General features: G+C 60.2%; 15 protein-coding genes. All 15 read left to right on the top strand.

Going from position 1 to position 15,312, the window contains the following annotated elements:
- The first annotated feature begins 29 nt into the window (after window positions 1-29).
- The 15 genes from I9185_RS08905 (at window position 30) to I9185_RS08835 (ending at window position 15,303) form a co-directional block, all read left to right on the top strand.
- Window positions 30-494 carry a DUF2946 family protein gene (locus I9185_RS08905; protein WP_245223500.1) on the top strand — a complete coding sequence of 155 codons (465 nt, stop codon included), beginning with the start codon at window positions 30-32 and terminating at the stop codon, window positions 492-494.
- A gap of 44 nt (window positions 495-538) precedes the next feature.
- Window positions 539-2,662, top strand: a complete 2,124-nt coding sequence (locus I9185_RS08900; protein WP_245223521.1) for a NosR/NirI family protein — start codon at window positions 539-541, stop codon at window positions 2,660-2,662.
- A gap of 14 nt (window positions 2,663-2,676) precedes the next feature.
- Complete coding sequence (nosZ, locus tag I9185_RS08895; protein ID WP_171635877.1) at window positions 2,677-4,584, top strand: TAT-dependent nitrous-oxide reductase; 1,908 nt, start codon at window positions 2,677-2,679, stop codon at window positions 4,582-4,584.
- A gap of 3 nt (window positions 4,585-4,587) precedes the next feature.
- Window positions 4,588-5,844 carry a nitrous oxide reductase family maturation protein NosD gene (locus tag I9185_RS08890; RefSeq protein ID WP_210092845.1) on the top strand — a complete coding sequence of 419 codons (1,257 nt, stop codon included), beginning with the start codon at window positions 4,588-4,590 and terminating at the stop codon, window positions 5,842-5,844.
- A complete protein-coding gene (locus I9185_RS08885; RefSeq protein ID WP_210092844.1) occupies window positions 5,834-6,727 on the top strand; it encodes an ABC transporter ATP-binding protein in 894 nt (297 codons plus the stop codon). Before I9185_RS08890 ends, I9185_RS08885 begins: the two co-directional genes overlap by 11 nt.
- Complete coding sequence (locus I9185_RS08880) at window positions 6,724-7,545, top strand: ABC transporter permease subunit (protein ID WP_210092843.1); 822 nt, start codon at window positions 6,724-6,726, stop codon at window positions 7,543-7,545. Before I9185_RS08885 ends, I9185_RS08880 begins: the two co-directional genes overlap by 4 nt.
- A complete protein-coding gene (locus I9185_RS08875) occupies window positions 7,542-8,057 on the top strand; it encodes a nitrous oxide reductase accessory protein NosL (protein WP_210092842.1) in 516 nt (171 codons plus the stop codon). The genes I9185_RS08880 and I9185_RS08875 overlap by 4 nt, the downstream gene beginning before the upstream one ends.
- On the top strand, window positions 8,054-8,950 hold the full coding sequence (locus I9185_RS08870) for an FAD:protein FMN transferase (RefSeq protein WP_210092841.1): 897 nt from the start codon (window positions 8,054-8,056) through the stop codon (window positions 8,948-8,950). Before I9185_RS08875 ends, I9185_RS08870 begins: the two co-directional genes overlap by 4 nt.
- A 129-nt stretch (window positions 8,951-9,079) precedes the next feature.
- The gene (gene napF, locus I9185_RS08865) at window positions 9,080-9,595 is read left to right on the top strand and encodes a ferredoxin-type protein NapF (protein ID WP_171635864.1); all 516 of its coding nucleotides are present in this window, start codon (window positions 9,080-9,082) and stop codon (window positions 9,593-9,595) included.
- Window positions 9,592-9,885, top strand: coding sequence for a chaperone NapD (locus I9185_RS08860; RefSeq protein ID WP_171723681.1), 294 nt, complete (start codon window positions 9,592-9,594; stop codon window positions 9,883-9,885). Before napF ends, I9185_RS08860 begins: the two co-directional genes overlap by 4 nt.
- Window positions 9,882-12,374 (top strand): nitrate reductase catalytic subunit NapA, encoded by a 2,493-nt coding sequence (napA, locus tag I9185_RS08855; RefSeq protein ID WP_210092840.1) that lies wholly within the window; start codon window positions 9,882-9,884, stop codon window positions 12,372-12,374. The genes I9185_RS08860 and napA overlap by 4 nt, the downstream gene beginning before the upstream one ends.
- Before the next feature lie 27 nt (window positions 12,375-12,401).
- A complete protein-coding gene (napG, locus tag I9185_RS08850) occupies window positions 12,402-13,220 on the top strand; it encodes a ferredoxin-type protein NapG (protein ID WP_171723679.1) in 819 nt (272 codons plus the stop codon).
- Window positions 13,217-14,134 carry a quinol dehydrogenase ferredoxin subunit NapH gene (gene napH / locus I9185_RS08845; RefSeq protein WP_171635859.1) on the top strand — a complete coding sequence of 306 codons (918 nt, stop codon included), beginning with the start codon at window positions 13,217-13,219 and terminating at the stop codon, window positions 14,132-14,134. Before napG ends, napH begins: the two co-directional genes overlap by 4 nt.
- Window positions 14,135-14,146: 12 nt before the next feature.
- Entirely contained in the window at window positions 14,147-14,584 is a 438-nt protein-coding gene (locus tag I9185_RS08840) for a nitrate reductase cytochrome c-type subunit (protein WP_152460388.1), read from the top strand.
- A 29-nt stretch (window positions 14,585-14,613) separates the two neighbouring features.
- Complete coding sequence (locus I9185_RS08835) at window positions 14,614-15,303, top strand: NapC/NirT family cytochrome c (RefSeq protein WP_210092839.1); 690 nt, start codon at window positions 14,614-14,616, stop codon at window positions 15,301-15,303.
- Window positions 15,304-15,312: the final 9 nt, after the last annotated feature.

Genomic DNA, 15,312 nt, shown 5'->3' with positions numbered 1-15,312 from the left:
TTTGAAAAGAACGCCGAGCTGGATTCTCAATGCCTACCGTCCGCCCCCCGCATAGCCTGTTTGATCGCGTGTCCCACGCGGTGTGCGGTTTGGTGGGTATTTTCCTGTTGCTTTTGCAGATGCTTGGCCCGGTGCTGGCGAGTCCCGGGGACAGCATGTGGATCGAGATCTGCTCGGAGGCAGGGGCGGTCTGGGTTGAAGTGGACCTTGAGGAAGGCACTGATGACCCGACCGCGCCTTGCCCGAAATGCGCCGATTGTGCGCTGTGCGCGGTGACAACGGCAGCCCCGCTGCCGGATCTGCCGCTGCTGATGCAGTCCGAAAATGTACGGATAGTACCCGCTGCAATCGGGGATCTGTGCATTTTGTACAACTCAAGGCGACTGTGGCCCGAAACCCGAGGGCCCCCGTTCGCGACCCAAGAAGAATCTGAACGCGTCCTGCGCGCGTCCATGGCGTCCACCCTAGCAATCGGAGGTGCGCCGTGGTCGTAAGTCGCGCAATCCATTTCCTGCTGGCTTTCGCTCTGTCCTGCCTGATGGCGATCAGTGCCCATGCCGACAGCCTGGCCAGTTTCCTGCCCGACATCGACCCTGCCGATCTGGCCCCCGGCGCCGATGCCTTTGGCCCGGTGCGCGATGACGTGAAGGTCGCCCCCGTCCTGAAGGGCGGCGAGACCGTTGCCTGGACATTCCTGACCTCGGATTTTGTTGGCACGACGGGTTATTCCGGCAAACCGATCCACGTCGTTGCCGCCATCGACAACGATGCCGTGTTGACCGGAGTGCAACTGGTCAAGCACTCGGAACCCATCGTGCTGATCGGCATCCCCAATTCCCGCATGGTTGAATTGACCGAAGGCTATGCGGGCCTTGACCTGAAGGTTGAAGCCGAAACCGGGGGTGAGGGGCACGACCTCGACATCATCTCGGGCGCGACGGTCACGATCATGGTGATCGACGACAGCCTTGTGCGTGGCGGTATCAAGGTGGCGCGCGCATTGGGTCTGGGCGGCCTGTCACCGTTGCAGGCCGACGGGCCAAAGCGCGAAGTCGATATGGCGCAGAATGCGGTCCATGACTGGTCAACCCTTTCGGGCGACGGCTCGATCCGTCGGCTGACGCTGGATGTCGGGCAGGTCAATGCCGCCTTCGAGGCCACCGGAGACCAGCGCGCGATCAAGCGGCCCGAACCGGGTGAACCGGATGACACGTTCATCGACATGCATATGGCGCTTGTCTCGGTTCCGTCGATCGGCAAGTCACTGCTGGGCGACGCCGAGTACCAGAACCTTGTGAACTGGTTGGACGAGGGCGAACAGGCCATTCTGGTGCTGGGGCGCGGTGCCTACAGTTTCAAGGGGTCAGGCTATGTACGCGGCGGAATTTTCGATCGGATCCAGTTGATCCAGGGCGACAACTCGGTCCGGTTCTTCGACAAACAGCAAGTACGCCTTGGCAAGGTTGAAGCCCCGGATGCGCCCAGTTTCACAGAGCTGGACATCTTCAAGATCCCCGCCGATGCCGAGTTCGACCCGACCGAGCCGTTCCGCCTGCAACTGCTGGTACAGCGTGCCGTGGGTGCCGTTGAGAAAACCTTTCTGACATTCGATCTGGGTTACAAACTGCCCGACCGTTACCTGCTGCCCGTCGCAGCCTCTAAGGTTGTCGAGGATGCGACCGGCGAAGCCGCCGCCAAGGCTGCCCTGTGGCAGCGCATCTGGAAGGATCGCACTGTTGAAATCGCCGTTCTTGGCGTCATGCTGCTGGTCCTGACCGCGACGTTCTTCTTCCAGTTCCACGCGACGATGAATGCGCGGGTCTTCTACTGGTTCCGCATCGGTTACCTGACAATGACCCTGTTCTTCATCGGCTGGTACGCCAACGCGCAGCTGAGCGTGGTGAACCTGATGGCACTGGCAGGCAGCCTGCGCACAGGATTCTCGTGGGATGCGTTCCTGCTGGACCCGCTGGTGTTCATTCAATGGTTCGCCGTCGCCGCCGCGCTGTTGTTCTGGGGTCGCGGGGCCTATTGCGGATGGCTGTGTCCGTTCGGCGCGTTGCAGGAGTTGACCAACAAGATCGCGCGAGCGTTCAAAGTGCCGCAATGGACTTTGCCCTGGGGTCTGAACGAACGCCTGTGGCCCGCGAAATACATGATCTTTCTGGGTCTTTTTGGCCTGAGTTTCGTATCGATCCCGCTGGCCGAGAAATATGCCGAGGTCGAGCCGTTCAAAACGGCGATCATTCTGAAATTCATGCGCGATTGGCCTTTCGTGGTCTTTGCGCTGGTCCTGCTGGGGATCGGGCTGTTCATTGAACGGTTCTATTGCCGCTATCTCTGCCCGCTGGGCGGCGCACTGGCGATCCCTGCCCGAATTCGCATGTTCGACTGGCTGCGCCGCTACAAGGATTGCGGCACGCCCTGTCAGACCTGCGCCAATGAATGCCCCGTTCAGGCGATCCACCCAACCGGTGAGATAAATCCGAACGAGTGCGTCACCTGCCTGCATTGTCAGGTGCTCTACCAGTCCGAGGACAAATGTCCTGTCGTTATCCGCCAGCTGAAACGGCGGGCCAAGACAGGGTCGGTCCAGATGAAGACCCCACTCGGACAACCACCGGCGAACCATCCGAACGCCAAACCGCAATCCGTTTCCTAAAAGGAGGAACGAACATGTCGGAACATGACAACAAACTAACCGTCACACGCCGTGGGATGCTGGGTGCAACAGCAACCGGTGCCGTGCTGGCCGGGACCGGTCTGGGCTCGACCCTGATGACCGCGAAACAGGCGAGCGCCGCGGCCAATGCCAATCTCGAACCGGGCGAACTGGACGAGTATTACGGTTTCTGGTCCTCGGGTCAGACCGGCGAGCTGCGCATTCTGGGCTTTCCGTCCATGCGCGAGCTGATGCGGGTGCCGGTGTTCAACCGCTGCTCGGCCACGGGCTGGGGTCAGACCAACGAGTCACTGAAGATCATGACCGAAGGGTTGCTGCCTGAAACCAAGGAGTTTCTCGCCAAGCGCGGCATGAAAACCTATGACAACGGCGACCTTCACCACCCGCACATGTCGTTCACCGACGGCACCTATGACGGCCGCTATCTGTTCATGAACGACAAGGCCAACACCCGCGTCGCGCGTGTCCGCTGTGACGTGATGAAATGCGACAAGATCACCGAGATCCCGAACGCCAAGGCGATCCACGGTCTGCGTCCGCAGAAATTCCCGCGCACCGGCTATGTCTTTGCCAATGGTGAAGATGAAACACCGCTGGTCAACGATGGCAGCGTGCTGGACGATCCGTCGCAATACGTGAACATCTTCACCGCGCTGGACGGCGATACCATGGAAGTGGCGTGGCAGGTGATCGTGTCGGGCAACCTCGACAACACCGATTGCGACTATCAGGGCAAATACGCTTACTCGACCTCGTACAACTCGGAAATGGGCATGAACCTGGCCGAGATGACCGAGAACGAGTTGGACCACGTCGTTGTCTTCAACCTCGCTGAGATCGAAAAAGGCATCGAAGCCGGTGACTATCAGGAGCTGAAAGGCGTCAAGGTTCTGGACGGACGTAAGGGTCAGAACAAGAAATACACCCGCTACATCCCGATCCCGAACTCGCCGCACGGCATCAACACCGCGCCTGACGGCAAGCACGTCTGCATCAACGGTAAGCTGTCGCCGACCGTCTCGATCATGGACGTCACCAAGCTGGACGCCCTGTTCGAAAGCGACGCCGACCCGCGGTCCTGCATCGTAGGTGAACCGCAGTTGGGTCTTGGCCCGCTTCACACTGCCTATGATGGCCAGGGCAACGCGTTCACCACGCTGTTCCTGGACAGCCAGATCGTGAAGTGGAACATCGACAAGGCCATCCGCGCCTACAATGGCGAGGACGTGGACCCGATCATCTCGAAGGTTGACGTGCATTATCAGCCGGGTCACAACTCGACTTCCATGGGTGAGACCAAGGATGCCGACGGCAAGTGGCTGATTTCGATGAACAAGTTCTCGAAAGACCGCTTCCTGAACGTGGGTCCTCTGAAACCCGAGAACGAACAGCTGATCGACATTTCGTCGGATGAGATGAAAGTGGTGCACGACGGCCCGACCTTTGCTGAGCCGCACGACTCGATCATCGTTCGCAGCGACATCGTGAACCCGGTCAACGTCTGGGATCGCAACGACGTTACCTGGGAAGACGCCCGCAAACAGGCCGAAGCCGATGGTATCGATCTGGAAGAAGGTGCGGAAGAACCGATCCGGGACGGCAACAAGGTGCGGGTCTACATGACCTCGCAGGCGCCGACCTTCAGCCTTGAGAAGTTCACCGTTAAACAGGGCGACGAGGTCACGGTTTACATCACCAACCTGGATGATGTGGACGACGTGACCCACGGCTTCTGCTTGGGCAACTACGGAATCGCGATGGAAGTCGCACCGATGGCAACCGCCTCGGTCACCTTCACCGCCGACCGTCCGGGCGTGCACTGGTTCTATTGCCAGTGGTTCTGCCATGCGCTGCACATGGAAATGCGCGGCCGGATGCTGGTCGAACCGCAAGGAGCCTGACCCATGCGCTGGCCCCTGCTCATACCGCTCCTGCTCGGCTCGCCCCTTTGGGCGGCGGACTGGGATGTGCCCAACCGGGCGGGGGCCATCAATGAAATACTGGCTCAGGCGGCGGACGGAGATACCCTCCGCCTGAGCCCCGGTGTTTATGCCGAACATCTGATTCTGGACCGGCCCGTCACCATCGACGGGCTGGGACAGGCCACCATTGACGGGCAAGGCACCGGCAGCGTCATCACCGTGACCGGCCCGGGCGTGACCGTGCGCGGCCTGACAGTGATCGGCTCGGGTTCAAGCCATGACGGGATCGACAGTGGCATCCAGCTGACCAAGACGGCCCGCGCGCCGGTGATCGAAGGCAATGAACTGCTGGGCAATCTTTACGGTATCGACATTCATGGTGCCAAGGACAGTATCGTGCGTGGCAACCGGATCGAAGGGCGTCAGGACCAGCGGATGAATGACCGTGGCAATGGCGTCTATGTCTGGAATGCGCCCGGTGCGCGGGTTGAGGACAATCACATCCGCTATGGGCGCGACGGGATCTTCGTGAACTCGTCCAAGAAGAACACCTTTACCGGCAACCTGTTCCGCGATCTGCGCTTTGCCGTGCATTACATGTATGCCGACAATTCGGTGGTCAGCGACAATGTCTCGATCGGCAACGATCTGGGCTATGCGGTGATGTTCACGACCAATGTGAAGGTCGCAGACAATGTCTCGATCGGTGACCGTGAACATGGCGTGATGCTGAATTATGCCAACAAGAGTCAGATCACCGGAAACGTGGTGATCGGTGCCAAGGAAAAGTGCACCTTCCTTTATAACTCGAACAAGAACGAATTCACCGACAACTGGTTCCAGGGATGCGGCATCGGCATCCACTTTACCGCCGGCAGCGAACGCAACCGCATCGTTGGCAATTCCTTCATCGGGAACCGGACACAGGTGAAATACGTCTCGACCAAATGGGTCGAGTGGTCCGAAGACGGGCGCGGCAACTACTGGTCCGATTTTGCCGCCTATGACGTGGATGGCAACGGCATCGCCGATGCCCCGTATCGGCCAAACGACTCGATGGACCATGTGCTGTGGACCCAACCCGCAGCCAAATTACTGCTCGGCTCCCCCGCCGTGCAACTGGTGCGCTGGTCGCAATCCGCCTTCCCGGCCCTGTTGCCGGGCGGCGTGATGGACAGCAACCCATTGATGCAAGCCCCTGAACCCCCAGCTATGAAAAAGGTGCCTCATGACGGATAAGGCCCTGTCAATCGACCATGTTCTCAAGGACCGAGGAAAAACCCGCGTTCTTGACGATATCACCCTGTCCCTTGCCCCCGGCCAGCGCGTTGCGCTGCTGGGCCATAACGGCGCGGGCAAGTCGACCCTGATCAAATCCATCCTCGGCCTGACGCCGATCCATGGCGGAGCCATTCGGATCGGAGACGCCACCCCCGGTAGTGCTCAGGCCCGGCGCGAAACAGCGTATCTGCCCGAAGCGGTGTCGTTTCATCCCGCGCTAACCGGGCGTGAGCAGTTGACCCTGTTTGCGCAGCTTTCAGGCGCAAAAGCCGATGTGCCCGGTTTGCTGGATCGTGTCGGCCTGAGTGACGCTTTGGACCGTCGGATCGGAACGTATTCCAAAGGCATGCGGCAACGTCTGGGACTGGCGCAGGTGTTGCTGGGCCAACCGAAAGTGGCGTTACTGGATGAGCCGACAAGCGGGCTGGACCCGATCTCGCGGCAGGACCTCTATGCCATCATTGATGAATTGGCCGCGCAGGGTACCGCGGTGCTGATTGCCAGCCATGCGCTGACCGAGGTTGAGGCGCGCACCGACCGGATCGCTATCTTGCGCAAGGGCCGGATGGTGGCTGATGACACCCTGAACAATCTGTCAGCGCTGGCCGGTCTACCGATCCGCCTGAAGGTACGCGCCAGTGCCAACCCTGACGCTTTGGCCGCTGAGCTGGGCGGCAGCCGGATCAACGGCGCATCCGTTGAATTGCTCTGCACACCCGAAGACAAGATGGAGGCCCTGCGCCGGATCGCCGGGCTGGGCGACGCGATAGCGGATTTGGAAATGACCCCGCCCAAGCTGGAAGACCTCTATCGCCACTATGCACAGGAGGATTTGCAATGACCCGCTTCCTCGCCATCACCCGCACAGAAATGCTGATCTTGCGCCGCAACCGCTGGCTGCTGGTCGCAACGCTGATCATGGTGCTGTTCGCCTTGGCGCTGACCTTTGCGGGCAGCGCCCCAACCGGCACGCTGGGCGTCGACATGCTGACCGTATCGGTCGCGTCAATGACCACGCTGTCGGTCTATCTTGCGCCTTTGTTGGCGCTGATGATTTCCTTCGACGCTATCGCAGGCGACGTAGATCGCGGCAGCCTGTCGCTGTTGCTGTCTTATCCGGCCGGACGCGGAGAAATCCTGTTGGGCAAGTTCACTGCCCATCTGGCCGCTCTCGCTTTTGCCATGACCGTCGGTTTCGGCACCGCGGGCGCGGTGGCCGCGTTCTTTGGCGGGGCCGGACCGGAAAGCCTGATGGCACTGGTGCGCCTGATCCTCACCTCGATCCTGTTGGGCGCCGTGTTTCTGGCGCTGGGATACCTGCTGTCCGCTTTGGCAAAGGGGGCCACGGCGGCGGCGGGGATGTCGGCCGGGCTCTGGCTGGTTTTTGTCGTCCTCTATGATCTGGGCCTGTTGGGGGCCGTCGTCATGGACAAGGGCGGCAGCTTCACCCAATCCGTCTTTCCCTGGGTGATGGTCGCCAACCCGGCCGACGCGTTCCGTCTGTGGAACATCGCGGCGACTGAAGGCGTTGCCATGGCATCCGGCATGACCGGAGCGGCGCAGGCCCTGCCGGTCTGGGCTGCGCCTGTATCTTTGCTGATCTGGCCGGTGATCGCCTTCGCCCTCGCCCGCCTCGCATTCCGGAGGGTCGAGCCATGAACCGTCTCGCCTTGATCGCGCTGGTCGCGTTGGCAGCCTGCAAGGAAGACCTGGCCGAGGCCCCCGATCCGGTGGATCTGACCCCGGACGCGCTGAGCTATTTCTGCCAGATGAACATCGCCGAACATGGCGGCCCCAAGGGGCAGATCCATCTGGAAGGATATCCCGCACCGTTGTTTTTTGCGCAGGTGCGCGACATGGTGGCATACCTCAAAAGCCCTGAACGTGATGCCGACATCACAGCCGTCTATGTCAGCGACATGGGTATTGCGCCAAGCTGGCGGCAGCCGGGTATCTCGAACTGGATCGCCGCGGATGGCGCGACCTTTGTTGTCGGCGCCAATGTGGCAGGTGGCATGGGTGCGCGCGAAGTGGTGCCTTTTGCCGATCCTGCCGATGCACAGGCATTCATTGAGATTTACGGCGGAACGGCACTGGGCCTGCCGGACATTCCGGACACCGAAGTGCTTGGCCCTGTCGATCTTGAACTGTCGTTGGAGACCCCCGTATGACCGCCTTGTCGCGCCGCCGATTTCTGATCATCTCAGCTGCTTGTGCTGCGGCCACACCACTTGCGGCCTCGGACGCGCGCTGGCACGGGACCGCGCTGGGTGCCACCGCCAGCCTGCGCCTTGTGGGTCTGACGGACGCCGAAGCTGCACCCATCATGGCCGCCATGGAGACCGAGATTGCCCGGCTGGAAGACATCTTCAGCCTGTATCGTCCGCAATCGCAGCTCAGCCGGTTGAACCGCGATGGTGTGCTGACGGCGCCCGCTCCTGAATTGTTGAAGGTGCTAAGCCTCAGCACAGCGCTGCATCAGGCATCGGGTGGCGCATTTGATCCAAGCATTCAACCCGTGTGGGCGGCATTGGCTGCGGGCGCGCGCCCGGACGATCTGATTGAAGTTCAACAGGCAATAGGCTGGGAAAAGGTAATTTTCGACGCCTCGGCCATTCGCCTTCCGGTGCCCGGAAAATCGGCGCTGACGTTGAACGGTATAGCGCAGGGCGCGATCACCGACCGGATCGCCGACCTGCTGCGTGCTTATGGTCTGCGTGATGTTCTGGTCAATATGGGAGAGGTTGCCGCCCTGGGTGCACGTGGTGACGGTGCGCCATGGAAAGTTGGATTGGCGGCGCCGGACCAAATGGTTCTGAAGCGGATTGAATTGAGCGATCGGGCAGTGGCGACATCTTCAACGCTGGCGACTCAGCTCGGCCAAGGCGTCGGGCACATCATTACCTTGGATGGGCCTTCAAACCACGACAGGACCGTTTCGGTTTCTTCCCCGAAAGCGGCAATTGCGGATGGGTTGTCCACTGCGCTTTGCGCGGCATCCGCCGACAGAGCCAAAGAGATCCTAGCGTTCTTCCCCGACGCCCGTATCGATTTAAACGTTTAATGAAGAATTACAAATCTCAGACTGAACAAAAAAATCCGAAAAAGTATGATATAGGTCAATTCGTGAGCTGCTGAAGGCAGCTAGGAAGTAAGGACGCGAACCTATCAATCCAATTTCGAGTCGCCAGCTATGAGCCAGATGACCAGCAGACGCGCTTTTCTAAGCGCGCGTGTCCTGCGGGAGGACCCAGATGCGATCCGTCCGCCGGGGGCAGTAGCAACTGGCTTCAGCGATCTATGCACACGTTGCGAAGACTGCGCCGCGGCTTGTCCTGAAGACATCATCACATTCGACGATGCCGGTTTCCCCGTTCTGGACCTGTCCGCAGGCGGTTGCACCTTGTGTGGTGACTGCGCCGACGTTTGTCCGACCCCGGCGTTGCTGACCGAACGTGTTGCCGAATGGCCATGGCGCGCACGAATCGATGACACAAGCTGCCTGTCGACCAACGGCGTAAGCTGCCGCCTGTGTCAGGACAATTGTGAACAGGATGCCATCCGCTTTCGCCTGCAACTGGGCGGACGCGCGGAACCGGCGCTTGAAACAGAAACCTGCATCGGTTGCGGTAGTTGTTCCGCCGCCTGCCCCGCCGGGGCGATCGTGATGCACCGCCCCGTCCCACACCACCCGGAGGTGACCCAATGAACATCTGTGGCTGTCTGGTCCACATCGCCCCCGATTACACCGATGCCGCACGCGCGGCGATGGCCGAAACTCAGGGCGTCGAGCTTCATGCCGAAGCCGAGGACGGCCGTTTTGTAGTTGTTGTCGAGGATACGGCCGACAAGCTGGCCTCGGACACCATCATGGATCTGCACCAGATCCCCGGAGTGATCTCACTGTCACTGACTTATCACCATTTCGAAGATCTCGCGGAGACGGCTCCGCGTCCTGATGCTCCAAGCCAACCGTCCAGCAGGAGGCCCATGCAATGACCATCTCTGAATCCCGTCGTACATTTCTGAAAGCGTCCGCAGCGGCAGCCACTGCCTCGGCTGCGGGCATTCCCATGGCCGCAGGTCAGGCCAACGCTCAGGTCGGCGCGCCCGATATTCGCTGGGACAAGGCTGCCTGCCGGTTCTGTGGCACAGGCTGTTCGGTTCTGGTGGGCACCAAGGACGGCCGCGTGGTCGCCACGCAAGGTGACCCCGACGCACCGGTGAACAGGGGCCTGAACTGCATCAAGGGCTATTTCCTGTCCAAGATCATGTACGGCAAAGACCGCCTGACCACACCGCTTTTGCGCCAGACCAACGGCCAGTATGACAAGAATGGCGAGTTTGAACCGGTCAGCTGGGATGAAGCCTTTGATGTGATGGCCGCCAAATGGAAAGAGGCCCTTGCCAAGAAGGGCCCGACCAGCGTGGGGATGTTTGGTTCGGGGCAGTGGACGGTCTGGGAAGGCTATGCCGCCGCGAAGATGATGAAGGCCGGGTTCCGGTCGAACAACATTGATCCCAATGCGCGTCACTGCATGGCCTCGGCCGTGGTTGGTTTCATGCGCACTTTCGGCATTGATGAGCCGATGGGGTGCTATGACGACCTTGAGCACGCCGATACCTTCGTGCTGTGGGGATCGAACATGGCCGAGATGCACCCGATCCTGTGGTCGCGCCTGACCGACACCCGCCTGACGAAGCCGGGTTGCGAAGTGCATGTGCTGTCGACTTTCGAGCACCGCTCGTTCGAGCTGGCCGATAATGGCATGGTCTTTGCACCGCAAACCGATCTGGCGATCCTGAACTATATTGCGAACTACATCATCCAGAATGGCGCGGTGAACGAAGAGTTCGTCAAGAACCACGTCAACATCACCAAAACCGCCACCGATATCGGTTACGGCCTGCGGGACAACAACCCCCTGCAACAAGAGGCTGAAAACCCGAACTCGGGCAAGTTGGAGCCGATCAGCTTCGAGGAATATGCCGAAGCCGTTTCGAAATACACGCTGGAATACACCTCGGAACTGTCCGGCGTTCCGGCGGACAAGCTGGAGCGTCTGGCCCAGCAATATGCCGATCCGAACCGCAAGGTGATGAGCCTGTGGACCATGGGCTTCAACCAGCATACCCGTGGGTCGTGGGTGAACTCGCTGATGTATAACGTGCACCTGCTGGTGGGCAAGATTTCGGAACCCGGCAACTCGCCCTTCTCGCTGACCGGTCAGCCGTCGGCCTGCGGTACGGCGCGCGAGGTAGGCACCTTTGCGCACCGCCTGCCCGCCGACATGGTGGTGATGAACGACAAGCACCGCGAGATCTGCGAAACCGCATGGAACGTGCCCGCCGGCACCATTCCTGACAAGCCGGGTTTCCACGCCGTGCTGCAACATCGCAAGCTGAAGGATGGCGACCTGAATGCTTATTGGGTTCAGTGCACCAACAACATGCAGGCTGCGCCCAACATCAACGAGGAAGGCTATCCCGGCTATCGCAACCCGGAAAACTTCATCACTGTTTCAGACCCCTACCCGACGGTCACTGCGGTTTCCGCTGACCTGATCCTGCCAACCGCCATGTGGGTCGAGAAAGAAGGCGCCTATGGCAACGCCGAGCGCCGCACCCAGTTCTGGCGGCAGCAGGTCAAGGCACCGGGCGAGGCCAAGTCGGACGTGTGGCAGGTGATGGAGTTCTCGAAACGCTTCACCGTTGAAGAGGTTTGGGGCGAAGAGTTGCTGGCCACCATGCCCGAGCATCGCGGCAAGACCATGTACGAGGTTCTGTTTGCCAATGGCAGCGTCGACAAGTTCCCGCTGTCGGAAACTGCCGAGGGCTTTGACAATGACGAATCCGAGCATTTCGGCTTTTACGTGCAGAAAGGTCTGTTCGAAGAGTACGCCAACTTCGGGCGCGGCCATGCGCATGATCTGGCACCATTCGAAACCTACCACCAGGCCCGCGGTCTGCGCTGGCCGGTCGTGGATGGCAAGGAAACGCTTTATCGTTTCCGCGAAGGCTATGACCCCTACGTTTCCGAGGGTGCCGGCGTGGAATTCTATGGCCACAAGGATGGCAAGGCCAAAATCATCTTTGCGCCCTATGAACCTGCCGCAGAAGAGCCGGATGCGGAATTCGATCTTTGGCTGTGCACCGGTCGCGTGCTGGAACACTGGCATTCAGGGTCGATGACACGCCGGGTACCGGAACTGCACCGCGCCTATCCAAACGCTGTCGTCTACATGCACCCGCAGGACGCCAAGGATCGGGGTCTGCGCCGGGGTCAGGAGATTGTTCTGTCGACCCGCCGCGGCGAGGTCACCAGCCGTGTTGAAACACGGGGTCGGAACAAGGTGCCGCGCGGTCTGGTCTTTATGCCGTGGTTCGATGAGCACCAGCTGACCAACAAGCTGACGCTGGACGCAACCTGCCCGCTGTCGAAAGAGACCGACTTCAAGAAGTGCGCCTGCAAGGTTGAGCGCGCGTAACCAGCAAGGATCATACGGGTCGTTCCCATGTCTCTTGTCGATAAACCCCTTTCGCCGCAGCGGCGCCGGTTCCTGCAGGACTCGGCGCGGGCGGCGGGCGGCTGCGTGGTCGCCGGATCGTTGCTGGCCTATCTGGCCCGCGACGCCCGCGCCCTGCCCGCCGATGCATTGCGCCCGCCCGGCGCATTGCCCGAGAAGGAGTTCCTGTCGGCCTGCATCCGTTGCGGTTTATGCGTGCGGGACTGCCCGTACGATACCCTGAAACTGGCCGAGCTTGGCTCGGATGCGGTGGCGACGGGAACACCATTCTTCATCGCCCGGGATGTTCCCTGCGAAATGTGCGACGACATTCCGTGTGTCGCCGCATGTCCAACAGGGGCGCTGGACCCCGGGCTGGAGAATATCGACGATGCCGAGATGGGTGTTGCCGTTCTGGTCGATCAGGAAAACTGCCTGAATTTCCTCGGTCTGCGCTGCGACGTCTGCTATCGCGTCTGCCCCGTCATTGACGAGGCGATCACGTTGGAGACGGCGCATAATACCCGGTCGGGTCATCATGCTTTGTTCATTCCCACCGTTCATGCCGACCGCTGCACCGGCTGCGGCATGTGCGAGAAAAGCTGTGTTCTGCCCGAGGCCGCCATCAAGGTGCTGCCTGCCCGACTGGCGCGCGGCAGTTCGGCCGAGCATTACCGCAAAGGCTGGGAGGAAAAGGCCGCCAAGGGCGCACCGGTGGTCGAGGGGATCATCGATCTGCCGGACCGTTTGCCCGGACCGGGAACCGACAATCTTGCCGCGCCCGGCGGTTTTGCGCCTCAATATGATCTGCCGGGGGTGGGGCAATGAGTACTCGCACGCACATGCCCGTCGGTCAGGAGGCCGTTGAAGGCAAAGGGTGGATCGGGGCGCATCGCTTTTTGCTGATGCGCCGCGCAAGCCAGCTGTTCTTTCTGGTTCTGTTTCTGCTGGGCCCGTGGTTTGGCATCTGGATTGTCGAGGGCAATTTGGCAGGATCACTGACGCTGGGCGTGCTGCCTTTGACCGATCCGTTCATCCTGTTGCAAAGCTTGGTTGCAGGTCATTGGCCCGAAGTGACTGCGCTGATCGGCGGGCTGATCGTTCTGGTGGTCTATGCCCTGATTGGTGGCCGTGTCTATTGTTCCTGGGTTTGCCCCATAAACCCGGTGACAGACGCGGCCAACTGGGTGCACCGCAAACTGGACCTGCCGAAAGGCTGGCAACCCAAGCGCGGCACCCGGCTGTGGATTCTGGCAACCGTGCTGCTGGTCTCGGGCCTGAGTGGTGTGATCGCGTGGGAGCTGGTCAACCCGATCACCATGCTGCATCGCGGGCTGGTATTCGGCATGGGCTTTGTCTGGGCCATGATCGCGGCCATCTTCGTGTTTGACGTCTTCGTCTCACGCCATGGCTGGTGCGGCCATCTGTGCCCGGTGGGCGCGTTCTACGGGTTGATCGGGTCGAAAAGCCTGCTGCGGGTCAGTGCCGCCAATCGCACGGCCTGTGATGACTGTATGGATTGCTATGCGGTCTGTCCTGAAAATCAGGTGATCTCACCCGCGCTGAAAGGCAAGCCGGGAAGCTCGCCCCTGATCCTGTCACCCGACTGCACAAACTGCGGACGCTGCATCGATGTCTGCGCAGTCGACGTCTTCAACTTTACTCACCGGTTCGACGACCTTGTCGTTCAACCTTCCGATCCAGTTGCCGCGCCTGAGCCGCGCGCTGCCAGACCTATCTAGGGGAGTGCCAAGATGAAAAGATCAATCGTTACAGGCGGAATTGCCCTTCTACCCGTAGTTTTGCTGAGCGGATGGGCCTTTGCCCAGTCCGCTCAAGTCGAAACGCTGCGGGGCGCGGACGTAGACGAGCCGATCCCTTTGGATCAGATTCACAAAAATGTCGAAGGACGGATGCAACGTAATTATCGCCAGCAGCCACCGCTGATTCCGCATTCGATCGAGCAATATCAGATTGATGTGCGCACCAATCAGTGCCTGTCCTGCCATGACTGGTCCAAGGCAGGTGAGCGTAACGCGCCGACCCTTTCAATGACACACTATCTGGATCGCGAAGGCCGCGAATTGGATCGCGTCGCCGGGACCCGTTATTTCTGCAACCAATGTCACGTTCCGCAGGCGGACGCGCCGCCGCTTGTTGAAAACGTGTTCCAGCCCTCGACCGGCAACTGATTCAACACAAGATTGAAAGGAGCACCGACATGGCAGACTCCCCTGAAAAACGCAGCTTTCTGGGTCGCCTTTGGAACGCGATCTGGACGCCGGCGGTAATGTTCAGCTCGGGCTTTCTGATCCTTGCCGGATTTCTGGCCGGTATCCTGTTCTGGGGCGGATTTCACTGGACCCTGGAACTGACCAACACCGAAGAGTTCTGCGTCTCGTGTCACACGATGGAAACGAACCTGGGTGAGTATCGCGAGACGATCCACTACAACAACCACTCCGGCGTGCGTGCGATCTGCTCAGACTGCCACGTTCCGGATGAGTGGAACCACAAGATCAAAGCCAAGATCATGGCCGTGAAGGACGTCTATCATGAACTGGTGGGCACCATCAGCACACCCGAGAAATACGAGGATCACCGCCTGGCGATGGCCTCGGCCGTCTGGAAGAAAATGAAAGCGTCTGACAGCCGCGAGTGCCGCAACTGTCACAACTTTGACTACATGGACTTCACCATTCAGGAAACCCGCGCTGCCTCGGAACACCAACGCGCCATCGACAACGGTATGACCTGTATTGATTGCCACCAGGGTATCGCCCACAGCCTGCCACCCAACTATCTGGAAACATACGAAAAGGTGACTGCTGGATTGGAAGATGAAGTTGTGCAGGAGCACGCTGCCGCGGGTGACGACATCCGCGATTTCCTGAACAACAGCTCGAATTGATGTGGGGGC

Origin of the sequence: Ruegeria sp. HKCCSP346, from assembly GCF_017872595.1 — a bacterium.
Taxonomy (GTDB): domain Bacteria; phylum Pseudomonadota; class Alphaproteobacteria; order Rhodobacterales; family Rhodobacteraceae; genus Ruegeria.
Note: the sequence above shows the minus strand (reverse complement) of the source record. Positions and strands in the feature narration are given on the sequence as shown.

What these genes read in the sequence shown, in the direction of transcription:
- I9185_RS08860 (WP_171723681.1), top strand. Translation starts at nt 9,592, where the DNA reads ATGAACATCTGTGGCTGTCTGGTCCACATCGCCCCCGATTACACCGAT.
- napH (WP_171635859.1), top strand. Translation starts at nt 13,217, where the DNA reads ATGAGTACTCGCACGCACATGCCCGTCGGTCAGGAGGCCGTTGAAGGC.
- I9185_RS08835 (WP_210092839.1), top strand. Translation starts at nt 14,614, where the DNA reads ATGGCAGACTCCCCTGAAAAACGCAGCTTTCTGGGTCGCCTTTGGAAC.
- napF (WP_171635864.1), top strand. Translation starts at nt 9,080, where the DNA reads ATGAGCCAGATGACCAGCAGACGCGCTTTTCTAAGCGCGCGTGTCCTG.
- I9185_RS08900 (WP_245223521.1), top strand. Translation starts at nt 539, where the DNA reads ATGGCGATCAGTGCCCATGCCGACAGCCTGGCCAGTTTCCTGCCCGAC.
- I9185_RS08890 (WP_210092845.1), top strand. Translation starts at nt 4,588, where the DNA reads ATGCGCTGGCCCCTGCTCATACCGCTCCTGCTCGGCTCGCCCCTTTGG.
- I9185_RS08880 (WP_210092843.1), top strand. Translation starts at nt 6,724, where the DNA reads ATGACCCGCTTCCTCGCCATCACCCGCACAGAAATGCTGATCTTGCGC.
- napA (WP_210092840.1), top strand. Translation starts at nt 9,882, where the DNA reads ATGACCATCTCTGAATCCCGTCGTACATTTCTGAAAGCGTCCGCAGCG.
- nosZ (WP_171635877.1), top strand. Translation starts at nt 2,677, where the DNA reads ATGTCGGAACATGACAACAAACTAACCGTCACACGCCGTGGGATGCTG.
- I9185_RS08905 (WP_245223500.1), top strand. Translation starts at nt 30, where the DNA reads ATGCCTACCGTCCGCCCCCCGCATAGCCTGTTTGATCGCGTGTCCCAC.
- napG (WP_171723679.1), top strand. Translation starts at nt 12,402, where the DNA reads ATGTCTCTTGTCGATAAACCCCTTTCGCCGCAGCGGCGCCGGTTCCTG.
- I9185_RS08840 (WP_152460388.1), top strand. Translation starts at nt 14,147, where the DNA reads ATGAAAAGATCAATCGTTACAGGCGGAATTGCCCTTCTACCCGTAGTT.
- I9185_RS08885 (WP_210092844.1), top strand. Translation starts at nt 5,834, where the DNA reads ATGACGGATAAGGCCCTGTCAATCGACCATGTTCTCAAGGACCGAGGA.
- I9185_RS08875 (WP_210092842.1), top strand. Translation starts at nt 7,542, where the DNA reads ATGAACCGTCTCGCCTTGATCGCGCTGGTCGCGTTGGCAGCCTGCAAG.
- I9185_RS08870 (WP_210092841.1), top strand. Translation starts at nt 8,054, where the DNA reads ATGACCGCCTTGTCGCGCCGCCGATTTCTGATCATCTCAGCTGCTTGT.